The sequence below is a fragment of the Hydrogenophaga pseudoflava genome (genome assembly GCF_031020795.1).
Classification (GTDB): domain Bacteria; phylum Pseudomonadota; class Gammaproteobacteria; order Burkholderiales; family Burkholderiaceae_C; genus Hydrogenophaga; species Hydrogenophaga pseudoflava_A.
This window is the reverse complement of record NZ_JAVHJP010000001.1, coordinates 343,787-359,374: the sequence shown is the minus strand read 5'-3', so window position 1 is coordinate 359,374 and position 15,588 is coordinate 343,787. Positions and strand designations below refer to the sequence as shown.

Genomic DNA, 15,588 nt, shown 5'->3' with positions numbered 1-15,588 from the left:
GTGCGCGCGTTCTTTCTGTTATCAGGCCACGGCATGGAAGGGCGCCGGCGGCGCCACCGCGGGCGCCTGCGCCGGCACCAGCTGAGCACGCACCGACACCACCCCGCCGACCATGATCAGCGCGGGCGGGCGCACCTGGTGGCGCAGCGCCAGCGCGGGCAGCTCGGCCAGGGTGCCGGTGATGCAGCGTTCGTCGGGCAGGGTGGCTTTTTCCACCAGCGCGGCCGGGGTCTGCGGCGGCAGGCCGTGCGCGATCAGCTGGCGGCAGATCTCGGGCAGGTTGTTCACCCCCATGTAGAGCACCACGGTCTGGCGCGGGCGGGCGAGCATGGCCCAGTCCATGTCCAGGCCCTGGCCGTCGCGCAGGTGGCCGGTGGCCAGCACCAGGGAGCAGGCGTGGTCGCGGTGGGTGAGCGGGATGCCGACCGAGGCCGCCGCACCCTGCGCGGCGGTGAGGCCGGGCACCACGGTGAACGGGATGCCCTCGGCGGCCAACGCCTGCGCCTCCTCGCCGCCGCGGCCGAAGATGTAGCCGTCGCCGCCCTTGAGGCGCAGCAGCGAGCGGCCGCTGCGCGCGAGCTGCACCATGAGTTCGATGATGGACGCCTGCGGCAGGGTGTGGCGCGAGCTCTCCTTGCCCACATAGATGCGCTCGGCATCGGGGCTCAGGTGCTCCAGCACCGCCGGGCTGACCAGGTGGTCGTACAGCACCAGCCGCGCCGCCTGCAGCGCCTTCACCGCCTTCACCGTCAGCAGCTCGGGGTCGCCGGGGCCGGCGCCCACCAGCGTGACCCTGCCGGGAGGGAGCGCCGGGCCGTCGGCGGCCGCTGGCCGCGAGGGGGTGATCAGGTTGACCAGGTTCATGAGTCGCTCCGTCGTGGGTGGACGGCCCGGCAGCATCGCCCGGCCGTCTGTTGTGAGGCCCATTGTTCGGACGCCACGCGCGGCCGTCCTTGAACCAGTTCAAGGACAAGGCCTGCGGCCGGGCAGAGCATGTGCCTGCTCGCACCGGCCATGGACAGCAGCCTGGCGAGCGGGCAGCGCCCTTGCAGGGACGGCCACTTCAAACGCTGATCCACGACGGAGAGAGAACACCATGAGACCCCGCACCACGATTCGCCTGACGATGCTGGCGATGGCGGCACTGATCGGCACCGGCGCATTCGCGCAGACGGCTGCAGACAAGAAAGTGAGCCCGGCGGAAGCCAATTACCAGGCCGGTGGATCGCCGCTGGCCAACGAGCCGATGTACCAGGCGACCAACCCCAAGGCGCCGCCCATGACGCAGGCCGAGTTCGACACCGCGCGCAAGATCTACTTCGAGCGCTGCGCCGGCTGCCACGGCGTGCTGCGCAAGGGCGCCACCGGCAAGCCGCTCACGCCCGACATCACGCTGGGCAAGGGCACGGACTACCTCAAGGTGTTCATCGCCTACGGCTCGCCCGCCGGCATGCCCAACTGGCAGACCAGCGGCGAGATGAACGAGAAGGAAGTGGACCTGATGGCGCGCTACATCCAGCACGACGCGCCCACGCCGCCCGAATACAGCATGGCCGACATGAAGGCCACCTGGAAGGTGATCGTCCCGCCGGAGAAGCGGCCGACGAAGAAGATGAACAACTACAACATCACCAACATCTTCAGCACCACGCTGCGCGACACCGGTGAGGTGGCGCTGATCGACGGCGACACCAAGCAGATCATCAACATCGTCAAGACCGGCTACGCGGTGCACATCTCGCGCCTGTCGGCCTCGGGCCGCTACCTGTTCGTGATCGGGCGCGACGCCAAGATCAACATGATCGACCTGTGGATGGAGAAGCCCGACAACGTGGCCGAGATCCGCACCGGCCTGGAAGCGCGCTCGGTGGAGACCAGCAAGTTCAAGGGCTTTGAAGACAAGTACGCGATCGCCGGCACCTACTGGCCGCCGCAGTACGTGATCATGAACGGCGACACGCTGGAGCCGCTGAAGATCGTCTCCACCCGCGGCAACACCGTGGACAAGCAGGAGTACCACCCCGAGCCGCGCGTGGCCTCCATCGTGGGCAGCCACTACAAGCCCGAGTTCGTGGTGAACGTGAAGGAGACCGGCCAGACCCTGCTGGTGGACTACTCCAACATCGACGCGCTCAAGGTCACCACCATCGGCACCGCGCGCTTCCTGCACGACGGCGGCCTGGACTCGTCCAAGCGCTACTTCATGGTGGCGGCCAACCAGTCCAACAAGATCGCGGCGGTGGACCTGAAAGAGGGCAAGCTGACCAGGCTGATCGACGTGGGCAAGATCCCGCACCCGGGCCGCGGCGCCAACTTCACCCACCCGAAATACGGCCCCGTGTGGTCCACCGGCCACCTGGGCGACGAGACCATCTCGCTGATCGGCACCGACCCGGTCAAGCACCCCAAGAACGCGTGGAAGGTGGTCGACACGCTCAAGGGCCAGGGCGGTGGTGCGCTGTTCATCAAGAGCCACCCGAAGAGCAAGCACCTGTACTCGGACACCCCGCTGAACCCCGATCCGAAGATCTCGCAATCGGTCGCGGTGTACGACATCGACAACCTGGCCAAGGGCTACACCGTGCTGCCGATCGCCGAGTGGGCGGGCATCAAGGACGACGGCGCCAAGCGCGTCGTGCAGCCCGAGTTCAACAAGGCCGGCGACGAGGTCTGGTTCGCGGTGTGGAGCGCCAAGAACAAGGAGAGCGCCCTGGTGGTGGTGGACGACAAGACGCTCAAGCTCAAGGCTGTGATCAAGGACCCGCGCCTGATCACGCCGACGGGGCACTTCAACGTGCACAACACCCAACACGATGTCTATTGACTCCCCCCTGCGCCGCTGACGCGGCTTCCCCCCTCCGTGACGCGCCTGCGGCGCTTCGAGGGGGGACGGTGCGAGTGGCCCGGCAAAGCCGGTTCCACCGCACCCCTGGGTGAAGTCACTTCGTCTTCGTTGTTTTTCTTCTGGAGAACTTCATGAGAGTGTTTGTTTCTGCTGTGGCGGCTGCTGTGCTTGCGCTGGGTTCCGGCGCTGCCTTTGCCGATGGTGAAGCCGCGCTGACCAAGTCCGGCTGCATGGCCTGCCATGCCAAGGACAAGAAGCTGGTCGGGCCGTCGTTCAAGGACATCGCGGCCAAGTACAAGGGGCAGGATGTCGCGGCCAAGCTGTTTGACAAGGTGCGCAAGGGCGGGTCCGGCGTGTTCGGTCCCATCCCCATGTCGCCCAACGGCGCCGACAAGATCGCCGACCCCGACCTCAAGGACGCCATCGCGGTGATCCTCAAGTCCTGATCCGGGAGGCCTGCCGTGCTGCGTTTCGCTGCTGTCCTGTCCGCGCTGCTGCTGGGGTCGGTGCCGGCCTTCGCGCAGCCCGCACCCGACGCCATCCGCTCGGCCGAGCTGGTGCGCATGGTGCGGCAGGACTGCGGCTCGTGCCACGGCATGCGCCTGACCGGCGGCCTCGGCCCTGCGCTCACGCGCGAGGCCCTGGCCGACTTTCCCCTCGACAGCCTGGCCGCCGTGATCTTCCACGGCCGGCCGGGAACCCCCATGCCGCCCTGGAAGGCGATGCTCAGTGAGCGCGAGGCGCGCTGGATCGCGCAGCGCCTTCGGCAGGGCTTTCCCGAAGAAAGTGCAGGTGTTCGATGAAGCGTCGCGCATGGCTGGCCGCCGCGGCCACCCTGTCGTCCGTCGCCGCGCTCGGCGGCCTCGCTGGTTGCGCCGCGCCCGTGCTGCGCGGCACCGGCGACCTGGGTGTGGTCATCGGCCGCGCCAACGGCACGCTGTACCTGGTGGACACCTCCAGCCGCGCGCTGATCGGCGAGGTGCCCGGGCTGGGCGACCTCTCGCACGCCTCGGTGGTGTTCTCGCGCGACGGTCGCTTCGCCTACGTGTTCGGGCGCGACGGCGCGCTCACCATGGTGGACCTGCTCACGCAGCGCATCGCCCGCCGCATCCTGCAGGCCGGCAACTCCATCGGCGGCGCCATCAGCGCCGACGGCACGCTGGTGGCGGCACAGAACTACACGCCCGGTGGTGTGAAGGTGTTCGACGCGCGCACGCTGGCGCTGGTGGCCGATGTGCCGGCCGAATACGCGCCGGGCAAGCGGTCCCGCGTGGTCGGCCTGGTCGACCTACCGGGCCGGCGTTTCGCCTACAGCCTGTTCGACGCCGACGCGATCTGGGTCACCGACTGTTCGGACCCGAAGCAGGTCACCACGCAGACATTCGAGGGCATCGGCCGCCAGCCCTACGACGCGCTGGTCACACCCGATGGCCGCCACTACATCGCCGGCCTGTTCGGTGAGGACGGCCTGGCCATGGTGGACCTCTGGGCCGAACAGCCCAAGGTCCGGCGCATCCTGGGCGGTTACGGCAAGGGCCAGCAGCCGCTGCCCGTCTACAAGATGCCGCACCTGCGCGGCTGGGCCGTGGCCGGGCGCCGCGCCTACCTGCCCGCCATCGGCCGGCACGAGGTGCTGGTGGTCGACACCGACAGCTGGCAGGAAGTCGGCCGCATCCCGGTGGCCGGTCAGCCGGTGTTCGTGATGGCGCGGCCCGATGGCCGCCAGGTCTGGGTCAACTTCGCGGTGCCCGATTACCACCGTGTGCAGGTCATCGACACGCAGCGCCAGCAGGTCGTGCAGACGCTGGAGCCGGGCAAGGCCGTGCTGCACATGGAGTTCACGCCGCGCGGCGACGCCGTGTGGATCAGCAGCCGCGACGACGACCGCGTGAGCGTGGTCGACACGCAGGGCTTCGCCACCCGCGCCCGGTTGCAGGTGCCCGCGCCCAGCGGCATCTTCTTCACCGCGCGCGCCGCGCGCATGGGGTTCTGAGCCGTGGACACCGCGATGAACGCCGAACTGCGCCTGCTCAACGACTGGCAGCACGGCTTCCCTCTGTGCCGCGATCCCTTCGGCGTGCTGGCGGCGCAGACCGGCCTGGAGCGCGAGCAGGTGCTGGCCACGCTGCGCCAGGCGCAGGACGACGGTCGCATCAGCCGCATCGGCGGTGTGTTCGCCCACGGCAGCGGCGGCGACGCCATGCTGGCCGCCATGGCCGTGCCCGCGCACCGCATCGACGACGTGGCCGCCACCGTCTCGGCCCACCCGGGCGTCAACCACAACTACCTGCGCGAGCACCATCACAACCTCTGGTTCGTGATGACCGGCGCCGACCGCGACGCGGTCGAGGCCGGCGTGTCCGGCCTGGAACGGGCCACCGGCCTGCGGGCGCTGCGCCTGCGCATGCTCAGGCCCTACCGCATCGACCTGGGCTTCGACCTGGGTGGCGACACCGCCCACCGGCCCATGCGCGCCGCGCCGGGGCTGCCCGCCGCGGCGCGGCTGCCGGCGGGCCAGTGGCCGCTGGCCCGGCGCGTCGAGGCCGGTCTGCCGCTGGTGGAGCGCCCGTATGCCGTGTGGGCCGACGACATCGGTGACAACGAAGACCGCGTGACCGAGCGCATCGGCCAGTGGCTGGCCGAAGGCCGGCTCAAGCGCTTCGGCGTGGTGGTGCGCCACCACGAACTCGGCTTCGCAGCCAACGCCATGACGGTGTTCGACGTGCCCGATGACCACGTGGACGCCTGCGGCCAGGCGCTGGCCGAACAGGCGGGCGTGACCCTGGCCTACCGCCGCACGCGCGCCGAGGGCTGGCCCTACAACCTGTATGCGATGGTGCACGGCACCCACCGCGACGCGGTCACGGCCGTGATCGAACGCGTGACCCGCGCCGCCGGCCTGGTGCAGCGCCCGCGCGAGGTGCTGTTCTCCACCCGCCGCTTCAAGCAGACCGGCGCGCGTCGCTTCCGCGGCTGGAGTGCCGCCGCCCTCTTGCCGGAGGTGCCCCATGGCTTCGCCCGATGACCTGCGCCTGATCGACCGTCTGCACGGCGGCTTTCCGCTGAGCGACCGGCCCTTTGCCGAGGTGGCCGCCAGCCTGGGCTGCACCGAGGACATGCTGATCGACCGCCTGCAGCGCCTGCTGGCGCACGGCGACCTCACGCGTTTCGGTCCGCTGTTCCAGATCGAACGCGCCGGCGGCCGCTTTGTGCTGGCCGCCATGGCCGTGCCCGAGGAACGCTTCGACGCCGTGGCCGCCCAGCTGGGCGCCATGGCCGAGATCGCCCACAACTACCGCCGCGAGTCGGCCCACCCCGACCAGCCCGGCGCCACGCCGCTGAACATGTGGTTCGTCATCGCTGTCGAACACGCCGACCAGGTGGACCGCGTGACCGAAGCGATCGAAGCCATGACCGGCCTGCCGGTCTACGCCTTCCCCAAAGAGCGCGAGTTCTTCGTCGAGCTGCGCCTGCCCCTGCTGCCCGGAGGCCACCATGTCGCTGGATGAACTGGATCGCCGCATCATCCGCGCCACCCAGTCGGGCCTGCCGCTGGTGCACCGCCCCTACGAGGCCGTGGGTGCGTCGCTGGGCATCAGCGGCGAGCAGGTGCGCGAGCGCCTGCAGGCCATGCTCGATGAAGGCCTGATCCGCCGCATCGGCGCCGTGCCCAACCACTACCGGCTGGGCTTCACCGCCAACGGCATGAGCGTGTGGGACGTGGCCGACGACCGTGTCGACGAACTCGGCGAACGCGTGGGCCAGCTGCCGTTCGTGAGCCACTGCTACCGCCGGCCACGCTGCGCTCCGGTCTGGAACTACAACCTGTTCGCCATGCTGCACGGCCGCTCGCGCGACGAGGTCGAGGCCCAGGCGAAGCTGGTCGCGGCGCTGCTCGGCGACGCCTGCCGCGCGCACGACATCCTGTATTCGACAGCCATCTTGAAGAAGACCGGGCTGCGCATTTCCGAAAGCTGAGAACCATGTTCCGCATCAGCCAGTACCTGCGCGAGGTCGCGCTCGCCGAACAGACCGGGCAATGGCCCGCCGCCTGCCGTCGCGGCACTGGCACCCCGCCGGGTCCGGTCGTGATCTGGAATTTGATCCGCCGCTGCAACCTCACCTGCAAACACTGCTACGCCCTCTCGGCGGACCACGACTACACCGGTGAACTGAGCGGCGACGAGGTGGCCACCGTGATGGACGACCTCAAGGCCTTCCGTGTGCCGGTGCTCATCCTCTCGGGCGGCGAGCCGCTGATGCGGCCGGACCTGTTCGACATCGCCGAGCGCGCCAAACGCATGGGCTTCTACACCGGCCTGTCCACCAACGGCACGCTGATCGACGCGCCCATGGCGGACCGAATAGCAGCGCAGGGCTTCGACTACGTGGGCATCAGCCTGGACGGCCTGCGCGAGACGCACGACAGGTTCCGCCGTCTCGATGGCGCCTTCGACCGCAGCCTCGCCGCGGTGCGCCTGCTGCGCGAACGCGGCGTCAAGGTCGGCCTGCGCTACACCATGACGGCGCTGAACGCGCACGACTTTGCGCCGCTGCTCGACCTGATGCGCGCCGAGCGGGTCAACAAGTTCTATTTCTCGCACCTGAACTACGCGGGCCGCGGCAACATCCACCGCGGCAAGGACGCGCAGTTCCAGGCCACGCGCGACGCGCTGGACCGCCTGTACGAACGCGCCTGGCAGGCCGCGCGCGACGGACTGGAAGAGGAGTACGTGACCGGCAACAACGACGCCGACGGCCCCTACCTGCTGCAGTGGGTGGCGCAGCGCTTCCCGCGCTGGACCGACGCCCTGCGCGAGCGCCTGGTGGCCTGGGGCGGCAACGCCAGCGGCGTGAACGTGGCCAACATCGACAACCTGGGCGAGGTGCACCCCGACACCATGTGGTGGCACCACGCCCTGGGCAATGTGCGCGAGCGCCCGTTCTCGCAGATCTGGAGGGACACGGCCGACCCGCTGATGGCGGGACTCAAGGCGAGTCCGCGCCCGGTGGAGGGCCGCTGCGCGTTGTGCCAGCACTTTTCCATCTGCGGTGGCAACACCCGCACGCGGGCCCAGCAGCTCACCGGCAACCCTTGGGCCGAAGACCCGGGGTGTTACCTCACGGACGAAGAAATCGGTCTGCCGGCCGACCACGCCGCGACCGCACCTCGGCGCACGACCATCCTCATGAAGGAGGTGGACCATGTCTGATCCACGCCCCCGCTGGGCCGAGCGCCTGGCCGACATCGCGCGCGCCATGCTGGTGGCCGGCCTCGTGTGGATGGGCGTGGACATGGCGTCCGCCCAGACCATCGACGCCAGGGCCCTGTACCAGCAGCACTGCGCCGCCTGCCACGGCGAGCAGCGCACCGGCGCCATGGGCCCGGCCCTGCTGCCCGAGAGCCTGGAGCGCCTGCGCCCGGCCGAGGCGCTCAAGGTCATCCAGCAGGGCCGCCCCGCGACGCAGATGCCTGGCTTCGCCCAGCAGCTGAACGCCGAGGAAATCAACGCGCTGGCAGCCCACATCCGCACCCCCGTGCTGCCCACGCCGCGCTGGACCGAGGACGACATCCGTGCCTCGCGCAGCTTCCATGCAGCGCCGGCCAACGAGCCAGCGAAACCCGTGTGGTCCGCCGACCCGATGAACCTGTTCGTGGTGGTGGAGGGCGGTGACCACCATGTCAGCCTGCTCGACGGCGACCGGTTCGAGGTCATCACCCGCTTTGCCAGCCGCTTCGCACTGCATGGCGGCCCCAAGTTCACGCCCGACGGCCGCTACGTCTTCTTTGGCTCGCGCGACGGCTGGATCACCAAGTACGACCTCTGGCGCCTGCGCGTGGTGGCCGAGGTGCGCGCCGGGCTGAACATGCGCAACGTGGCCGTGAGCGGCGACGGGAAATGGGTCATGGCCGCCAACTACCTGCCGCACAGCGTGGTGCTGTTCGATGCCGACCTGAACCTGCAGAAGACCTATGCTGCGGCCACGCTGGACGGCAAGACCACGTCGCGCGTGTCGGCGGTGTACGACGCCACGCCGCGCAACAGCTTCGTGGTCGCCCTCAAGGACATTGCCGAGCTCTGGGAGATCTCCTACAACCCGAAGGCCGAGCCCATCTACGACGGCCTGGTGCACGACTACAAGATGGGCGAGTCCATCGCCAAGCCCGGCTTCCTGGGCGTGCGTCGCACACCGCTGGAGGAGCCGCTGGACGACTTCTTCTTCGACCAGTCATATCGCCATGTACTCGGAGCCACCCGCCCCAAGACCGGCGACGGCGCGGCCACCGCGCAGGTGGTCAATCTCGACGCCCGTCGCAAGATCGCCGACCTGCCGATTGCCGGCATGCCGCACCTGGGCTCGGGCATCACCTTCGCCTGGAACGGCAGCACGGTGCTGGCCTCGCCGAATTTGAAGGGTGGGGCGATCGACGTGATCGACATGAAGACCTGGAAACCGGTCGCCACCATCCCCACACCCGGCCCGGGCTTCTTCATGCGCAGCCACGAGAACACGCGCTACGCCTGGACCGATTCGATGATGAGCCCCACGGCCAAGGACACCATGACCCTCATCGACAAGACCACGCTGCAGCCCGTGGCCACGGTGAAGGAACCCGGCAAGACCCTGGCCCACATCGAGTTCACCAAGGACGGCAAATACGCGCTGGCCAGCGTCTGGGAAATGGACGGCGCGCTGATCGTCTACGACGCCGCGACGTTCAAGGAGGTCAAGCGCCTGCCCATGAGCAAGCCGGTGGGCAAGTACAACGTGTGGAACAAGATCACGCGCAGTGAAGGTACTTCACATTGAACCCCCTGCGACGCTGCGCGTCTTCCCCCTCTCCTGCGGGAGGGGGACGCAGCCAGTGGCCCGGCGAAGCCGGTTCCACGGCTGCCCTGGATGAGGCACGTGCTCCGGAGAGGCTGGCCGGCGATGGCGTGGTCTGGCTGCTGGTGCTGGCCGAGCTGCTGACCTTCGGTCTGTTGTTCATCTCGTTCGCGGTCACCCGCCAGCTGCAGCCCGAGGTGTTCGCGCCCGGCCAGGCGGCGCTGAGCCTGCACACTGGGGCGCTCAACACCCTGCTGCTGGTGGCGGCGAGCTGGGCCGCGGTGCGCGCGGTGCGCTGCTTTGAAGCGGACCGGGGCCGGGCGGGTTCGCACTGGCTGCTGGCCGCGCTGGCCGGTGCCATCGGCTTCCTGGTCGTCAAGACCCACGAGTTCGCGGGCAAGGTGCGGGCGGGCTTCGACTGGGCCACCGATGCCTTCACGCTGCTCTACACCCTGCTCACCGGCTTCCATTACCTGCACGTGGTCGTGGGTGCCATCGTGTTCGCCGTGCTCTGGTTCAAGGCCCGCGCCGGCGCCTACGGCCGTGCCAACCACATGGCCCCGGCGTCGGGTGCCGTGTTCTGGCACATGGTCGACCTGCTGTGGATGGTGTTGTTCCCGCTGGTCTACGTCATCCGCTGAAGGCTGTGAAGAACATGCGATTGAACAAGGCCGACACCATCTTCGCACTGCTCGCGCTCGCCACGCTGGCGAGCTGGTGGCTGGGCGAGGGCGCCGCCGTCAGCGGCCAGCACCTGGGCACCGTGGCGACGCTCGCCGTGCTGGCGCTCGCAGGCGCCAAGGGCGCGCTGATCGCGCTGGACTACATGGAACTGCGCCGCGCGCCCGCGCTGTGGCGGCGTGCGGTGATGGGCTGGCTGGTGGTGGTGCTGGGGCTGATCGCGCTGGTCAGCGTGGGGTTGCCCGGCTGATGGCGAGCGGGTCAGGCGTCGTGCCAGTTCAGGCACTGCAAGCCAGGCACCCTTGAAAACTCGCTGATGTTGCGCGTCACCAGCGTGGCCTGGTGGCGCAGGGCGGTGGCGGCGATGAGGGTGTCGTGCGGACCGATGGGCTTGCCCGCCGATTCCAACGCCGCACGCAGGCGGGCTGCGATGGCGGCGCACTCGCCGTCGAATGGCAACAACTGCATGGGTCTGAGCAACTGCGTCAATGCGGCCAGCCGGGGCTCGGCCGCTTCGGTGGGCAGGCGCTGCAGGCCGTAGCGCAACTCGTACTCCACGATGGCAGGCACGCCCAGCTCGGCCGGGCGCAGGGCCTGCAGGCGCGGCACCACCTGCGGGTCGCCGCGAAAGTAGTAGCTGATGGTGTTGGTGTCCAGAACCAGCATGGCCGTCAGAACCCGATGCGTGGCGCATCGGCCGGCTGTGCCACCGGCATGTCTTCACGCAGGGGGAAGTCGGCGAAGCGGCCGGCCAGAGCCAGGCAGTCCTGCGGCCATTCGTGGGCGGCGTACTTGCGGATGATGTCCGCCACCCAGCGGCTTTTGGACACGCCGTTGGCCAGCGCGGCCTGTTCCACAAGCGCTTGCGTGGCATCGTCCAGATAGAGGGTGATTTGGGACATGGTGGTCCTCCTGCGGCGGGGGGAACAAATATATGTGGAAATATACGTGCCTGAGCGCCGAAGTCAACCCGACCCCCGCCGAACCGCCCGCACCATCACCGCGCCGAACAGCACGAACGCCAGCGCATGGCCCGCCCCCGCCAGCGCCAGCCCGGCAGACCAGCCCGTGACCGAGGCCCCCACCCGCAGCGCCAGGCTCGCCCCCAGCACCGCCAGCGGCAGCAGCGCCCAGCGTGTGGGCTCGGGCCGCCAGCCGGCCAGGGCGGGCAGCATGATGGGCGCGTGACCGAAGACCATGGCCATGACGAAACCCAGCCAGAGCGCGTGCCAGGCGACGGTCTGTCCCAGCAGACCCAGCACCGCGGCCACGGCCAGCCAGACGTAGCCGACGACGAGACAGATCGCGGTGTGGCCGGCCCAGCCTTTGACGCGCCACTGGCGCGTGGCCACGTCCCAGCGCAGCAGCCAGGCGGCCAGCAGCGCCATGGTGGTCCACCAGAGCACCACCGCCACATCAGGCCGCCACAGCGCCAGCAGCACGGCGGCCACTGCGCCGGCCCAGACCAGCAGGAAGGCTTTCGAGGCCCAGTCGGGCAGCTTCACCAGCCGCGTGAGTTCGCGCCGTTCGCCCGCGATGGTCAGCACCAGGAAGGCGCTCCAGCCGATGCGGGCGGCCTCCGTCTGGCCCACCACGAAGGCGGCGTTGGCCACCAGCAGGGCCAGCGCGCCCGAGGCCTCCACCGCCAGCGGCAGCGACATGGCGCGATTCGATCCGGCCCAGGCGTAGAGCCAGACCAGCCCGGCGGCCGAGGCCATCCACAGACCGCCCGCGGCGGTCCACTGGCCGGCGCCCCAGGCCAGCCAGCCGCCCAGGGCCGCCAGCATCGGCACCCACAGGCCACGCCGCAGCGCGACCACCCGTTCGAGTGCGATCAGGGCGCCGAAGAAGCCGGCCATCATCACCGCGCCGTGCGCGCCGATGGCGTGGGCGCCGGTAGGCCCGAAACCCTGCGCGGGCAGGCTGCCCAAGCGCACCAGGCCGCCGCCGACGGCGCCCAGCAGGTTGCCGATGGCCATGAGCGCAGCCAGGCCGACAGCCCAGCGGGGCAGGGGCGGCGGCTCGGCCGGGCGCGCCTTGCCGGGTGGCCTGGGGGGAGGGTTCACCATCCGAAGCGCGCTCGCAGCGCCGGCGCCAGCCGCTCGGGCGACCACTCGCTGTCCCAGTCCATCCGCACGTCCACCGCGGTGCCGGGCGGGCAGGCGCGCTGCACGGCGGTGAGGGCGTCGTCCACCATCACGTCGGCCATGGGGCAGGTGGCGCTGGTGGGGATGAGCGTGACGGCGACCGACGTGCCGTCGATGCGGACCTCGCCGACCACGCCCAGGTCCACCAGGTTCTCGCCCATCTCGGGGTCGTCCACGGTGCCCAGGGCGGCCATCACGGCGGTGTGCAGGTCGGTGGTCTTGGTTTCCATGGGTCCTCACTGTGAACGGGCCTTGTGCACCCATCCTTGAACCAGTTCAAGGACGATACCCGAGCAAAAAAGGAGGATACGCCCCATCAACCAGTGATGGAGGGCTTCATGAGCCAGACGCAAAGCGGGTTTACCAAACAGACCGCCCGCAACATGTTCTACGGTGGCAGCGTGTTCTTCGCGCTGCTGTTCGCGGTGATCGTGTTCGACACCGAACAACGCATCCCCGAGCGCTCCAACGCGCAGGCGATCACACCGGCCGTCGTGGCGGGCAAGAAGATCTGGGAGACGCGCAACTGCATCGGCTGCCACACGCTGCTCGGTGAGGGCGCCTACTTCGCCCCCGAGCTGGGCAACGTCTACAAGCGCCGCGGTGGCGACTTCATCAAGGCCTGGATGCAGGCGCAGCCCACGGGCGCGCCGCACCGCCGCCAGATGCCGCAGTTCGACCTGAACGAGCAGCAACTCAACGACCTGGTCGAGTTCCTCAAATGGACCGGCGAGATCAACACCGAGAAGTGGCCGCCCAACATCGAAGGCTGACCGGAGAAGCACCATGACCATCGCAACACTCAAATACCAGAGCCAGTCGGTCTCCAGGAACTACTTCATCGCCGCCATGGTGCTGTTCGCCGGGCAGGTGATCTTCGGCATCACCCTCGGCCTGCAGTACGTGATCGGGGACCTGTTCTTCCCCTACATCCCCTTCAACGTGGCCCGCATGGTCCACACCAACCTGCTCATCGTGTGGCTGCTGTTCGGCTTCATGGGGGCGGCCTACTACCTGGTGCCGGAGGAGTCCGAAACCGAGCTCTTCAGCCCCCTGCTGGCGAAGGTCCTGTTCTGGGTCTTCCTGGCGGCCGGTGCGCTGACCATCGTCGGCTATCTGACGCTGCCCTACGCCAAGCTGGCCGAACTCACCGGCAACCAGCTGCTGGAGACCATGGGCCGCGAGTTCCTGGAACAGCCGCTGCCCACCAAGGTCGGCATCGTCATCGTGGCGCTGGCCTTCCTGTTCAACATCACCATGACCGTGCTCAAGGGCCGCAAGACCGCGATCACCGTGGTGCTGCTGATGGGCCTGTGGGGTCTGGCGCTGTTCTTCCTGTTCAGCTTCGTCAACCCGCACAACCTGGTGCGCGACAAGATGTACTGGTGGTTCGTCGTCCACCTCTGGGTGGAGGGCGTGTGGGAACTGATCCTGGGCGCGCTGCTGGCCTATGTGCTGGTCAAGACCACCGGTGTGGACCGTGAGGTGATCGACAAGTGGCTGTACGTGATCATCGCCTTCGCGCTGATGACCGGCATCCTGGGCACGGGCCACCACTTCTTCTTCATTGGTCTGCCCGGCTATTGGCAGTGGATCGGCTCGATCTTCTCGGCCATGGAACCGATTCCGTTCTTCATGATGACGGTGTTCGCCTTCAACATGGTGCAGCGCCGCCGCCGCGAACACCCGAACCAGGCCGCCGTGCTGTGGGCCGTGGGCACCTCGGTCATGGGCTTCCTGGGCGCCGGCCTGTGGGGCTTCATCCACACGCTCAGCCCGGTCAACTACTACACCCACGGCTCGCAGATCACTGCGGCCCACGGTCACCTGGCCTTCTACGGTGCCTATGTGCTGGTGGTCATCACGCTGATCAGCTACGCCATGCCCACGCTGCGCGGCCGCATCGCCAACAGCCAGAAGGCCCAGTCTGCCGAGATGTGGAGCTTCTGGGTCATGACCATCGGCATGTCGGTGATGGTGCTGGCCCTGACCGGTGCCGGCATCCTGCAGGTGTGGCTGCAACGCATGCCCACCGAAGGCGCCATGAGCTTCATGGCCACGCAGGACCAGTTGGCCTTCTTCTACTGGACCCGCATCGCCGGCGGCGTGATCTTCCTGCTCGGCCAGTTCCTGTACTTTGCCAGCTTCTTCATCGGCGGCGAGCCGGTGCGCGCCGAGACCGTGAAGACGGGTGGCGGCGGCGTGCTGGGTGCCCGCCCCGCACAACGCGCCTGATGCCACGAGGACACGGCCATGGACCACAGTGAACAGCAGCATCTGGTGAACGCACCGTTCTACGCCGAACAGGCCGGCGAGGTCGCGCTCTTCGAGCACGCCTTCCGCCAGCGCCTGCCGGTGCTGATCAAGGGGCCCACCGGCTGCGGCAAGACCCGCTTCGTGGAGCACATGGCCGCTCGCCTGGGCCGGCCGCTCATCACCGTGAGCTGCCACGACGACCTGAGCGCGGCCGACCTGGTGGGGCGCCATTTGATTGGCGCGGATGGCACCGTCTGGCAAGACGGCCCGCTGGCCCGCGCGGTGCGCAGCGGTGCCATCTGCTACCTCGACGAGGTGGTGGAGGCCCGCAAGGACACCACCGTGGTGCTGCACCCGCTGGCCGACGACCGCCGCGTGCTGCCCATCGAACGCACCGGCGAACAGCTGGTCGCGCCGCCGGGCTTCATGCTGGTGGTCAGCTACAACCCCGGCTACCAGAACCTGCTCAAGAGCCTCAAGCCCAGCACGCGCCAGCGCTTCGTGGCGCTGACCTTCGCTTACCCCGCGCCCGACGTGGAGCGCGGCATCGTGGTGGCCGAGGCGGGCGTGGAGCCCGCGCTGGCTGAGCGGCTGGTGACGCTGGCGCAGGCCTTGCGCCGCCTGAGCGACCACGACCTTGAAGAAACCGTGAGCACCCGCCTGCTGGTGATGGCGGCGCGCCTGGTCGCCAGCGGCCTGCCGCTGAAAGTGGCCTGCCGTTCGGCCATCGTCGACGCGCTGACCGACGACTTCGAGACCGCCGCCGCGCTCGACGAGGTGGTGGTCGCCATGCTCGGAAACCGAACCTGAATTCCGTTTGCAGCGGCG

Annotated in this window: 19 protein-coding genes; 14 read left to right on the top strand and 5 right to left on the bottom strand. The window is 68.9% G+C overall.

Annotated elements, in window-relative coordinates; genetic code table 11:
* Positions 1–21: 21 nt before the first annotated feature.
* On the bottom strand, positions 22–864 hold the full coding sequence (gene cobA, locus RCO38_RS01740) for a uroporphyrinogen-III C-methyltransferase (protein ID WP_308326584.1): 843 nt from the start codon (positions 862–864) through the stop codon (positions 22–24).
* A 232-nt stretch (positions 865–1,096) separates the two neighbouring features.
* Here cobA and RCO38_RS01735 point away from each other — a divergent pair, with 232 nt between their 5' ends.
* The 11 genes from RCO38_RS01735 (at position 1,097) to RCO38_RS01685 (ending at position 10,607) form a co-directional block, all read left to right on the top strand.
* Complete coding sequence (locus RCO38_RS01735; protein ID WP_374694494.1) at positions 1,097–2,824, top strand: cytochrome D1 domain-containing protein; 1,728 nt, start codon at positions 1,097–1,099, stop codon at positions 2,822–2,824.
* Between the two features lie 152 nt (positions 2,825–2,976).
* Positions 2,977–3,291: a c-type cytochrome gene (locus tag RCO38_RS01730; RefSeq protein WP_308326583.1), complete on the top strand. Its 315-nt coding sequence runs from the start codon at positions 2,977–2,979 to the stop codon at positions 3,289–3,291.
* Positions 3,292–3,306: 15 nt separating this feature from the next.
* Entirely contained in the window at positions 3,307–3,648 is a 342-nt protein-coding gene (locus tag RCO38_RS01725; RefSeq protein WP_374694493.1) for a c-type cytochrome, read from the top strand.
* Entirely contained in the window at positions 3,645–4,838 is a 1,194-nt protein-coding gene (locus RCO38_RS01720; RefSeq protein ID WP_308326582.1) for a cytochrome D1 domain-containing protein, read from the top strand. Before RCO38_RS01725 ends, RCO38_RS01720 begins: the two co-directional genes overlap by 4 nt.
* Before the next feature lie 15 nt (positions 4,839–4,853).
* On the top strand, positions 4,854–5,870 hold the full coding sequence (gene ahbB, locus RCO38_RS01715) for a siroheme decarboxylase subunit beta (RefSeq protein ID WP_308326581.1): 1,017 nt from the start codon (positions 4,854–4,856) through the stop codon (positions 5,868–5,870).
* Positions 5,854–6,354, top strand: a complete 501-nt coding sequence (locus tag RCO38_RS01710) for an Lrp/AsnC family transcriptional regulator (RefSeq protein WP_308326580.1) — start codon at positions 5,854–5,856, stop codon at positions 6,352–6,354. Before ahbB (RCO38_RS01715) ends, RCO38_RS01710 begins: the two co-directional genes overlap by 17 nt.
* The gene (gene ahbB, locus RCO38_RS01705; protein WP_308326579.1) at positions 6,341–6,823 is read left to right on the top strand and encodes a siroheme decarboxylase subunit beta; all 483 of its coding nucleotides are present in this window, start codon (positions 6,341–6,343) and stop codon (positions 6,821–6,823) included. The genes RCO38_RS01710 and ahbB (RCO38_RS01705) overlap by 14 nt, the downstream gene beginning before the upstream one ends.
* A gap of 5 nt (positions 6,824–6,828) precedes the next feature.
* Positions 6,829–8,058: a heme d1 biosynthesis radical SAM protein NirJ gene (gene nirJ / locus RCO38_RS01700; protein WP_308326578.1), complete on the top strand. Its 1,230-nt coding sequence runs from the start codon at positions 6,829–6,831 to the stop codon at positions 8,056–8,058.
* 46 nt (positions 8,059–8,104) lie between these two features.
* Complete coding sequence (locus RCO38_RS01695) at positions 8,105–9,658, top strand: cytochrome D1 domain-containing protein (RefSeq protein WP_308327306.1); 1,554 nt, start codon at positions 8,105–8,107, stop codon at positions 9,656–9,658.
* A 128-nt stretch (positions 9,659–9,786) separates the two neighbouring features.
* Positions 9,787–10,317, top strand: a complete 531-nt coding sequence (locus RCO38_RS01690) for a cytochrome c oxidase subunit 3 (RefSeq protein WP_308326577.1) — start codon at positions 9,787–9,789, stop codon at positions 10,315–10,317.
* Between the two features lie 14 nt (positions 10,318–10,331).
* A complete protein-coding gene (locus tag RCO38_RS01685) occupies positions 10,332–10,607 on the top strand; it encodes a cytochrome C oxidase subunit IV family protein (RefSeq protein WP_308326576.1) in 276 nt (91 codons plus the stop codon).
* A gap of 11 nt (positions 10,608–10,618) precedes the next feature.
* Here the strand turns inward: RCO38_RS01685 and RCO38_RS01680 are convergent, their stop codons facing one another.
* From RCO38_RS01680 to RCO38_RS01665, 4 genes are all read right to left on the bottom strand, one after another.
* Complete coding sequence (locus RCO38_RS01680; RefSeq protein ID WP_308326575.1) at positions 10,619–11,023, bottom strand: PIN domain-containing protein; 405 nt, start codon at positions 11,021–11,023, stop codon at positions 10,619–10,621.
* A 5-nt stretch (positions 11,024–11,028) separates the two neighbouring features.
* A complete protein-coding gene (locus RCO38_RS01675; protein ID WP_308326574.1) occupies positions 11,029–11,259 on the bottom strand; it encodes a ribbon-helix-helix domain-containing protein in 231 nt (76 codons plus the stop codon).
* A 63-nt stretch (positions 11,260–11,322) separates the two neighbouring features.
* Positions 11,323–12,426, bottom strand: coding sequence for a hypothetical protein (locus RCO38_RS01670; RefSeq protein WP_308326573.1), 1,104 nt, complete (start codon positions 12,424–12,426; stop codon positions 11,323–11,325).
* Complete coding sequence (locus RCO38_RS01665; RefSeq protein WP_308326572.1) at positions 12,420–12,734, bottom strand: metal-sulfur cluster assembly factor; 315 nt, start codon at positions 12,732–12,734, stop codon at positions 12,420–12,422. The genes RCO38_RS01670 and RCO38_RS01665 overlap by 7 nt, the downstream gene beginning before the upstream one ends.
* A 108-nt stretch (positions 12,735–12,842) precedes the next feature.
* On the opposite strand from RCO38_RS01665, the gene RCO38_RS01660 reads away from it, so the two are divergent.
* From RCO38_RS01660 to RCO38_RS01650, 3 genes are read left to right on the top strand one after another with little or no spacing between them, the layout of a single operon-like run.
* Positions 12,843–13,277: a c-type cytochrome gene (locus RCO38_RS01660; protein ID WP_308326571.1), complete on the top strand. Its 435-nt coding sequence runs from the start codon at positions 12,843–12,845 to the stop codon at positions 13,275–13,277.
* A gap of 13 nt (positions 13,278–13,290) precedes the next feature.
* A complete protein-coding gene (locus RCO38_RS01655) occupies positions 13,291–14,739 on the top strand; it encodes a cbb3-type cytochrome c oxidase subunit I (RefSeq protein ID WP_308326570.1) in 1,449 nt (482 codons plus the stop codon).
* Between the two features lie 18 nt (positions 14,740–14,757).
* Positions 14,758–15,570 carry a CbbQ/NirQ/NorQ/GpvN family protein gene (locus RCO38_RS01650; protein ID WP_308326569.1) on the top strand — a complete coding sequence of 271 codons (813 nt, stop codon included), beginning with the start codon at positions 14,758–14,760 and terminating at the stop codon, positions 15,568–15,570.
* Positions 15,571–15,588 lie beyond the last annotated feature (18 nt).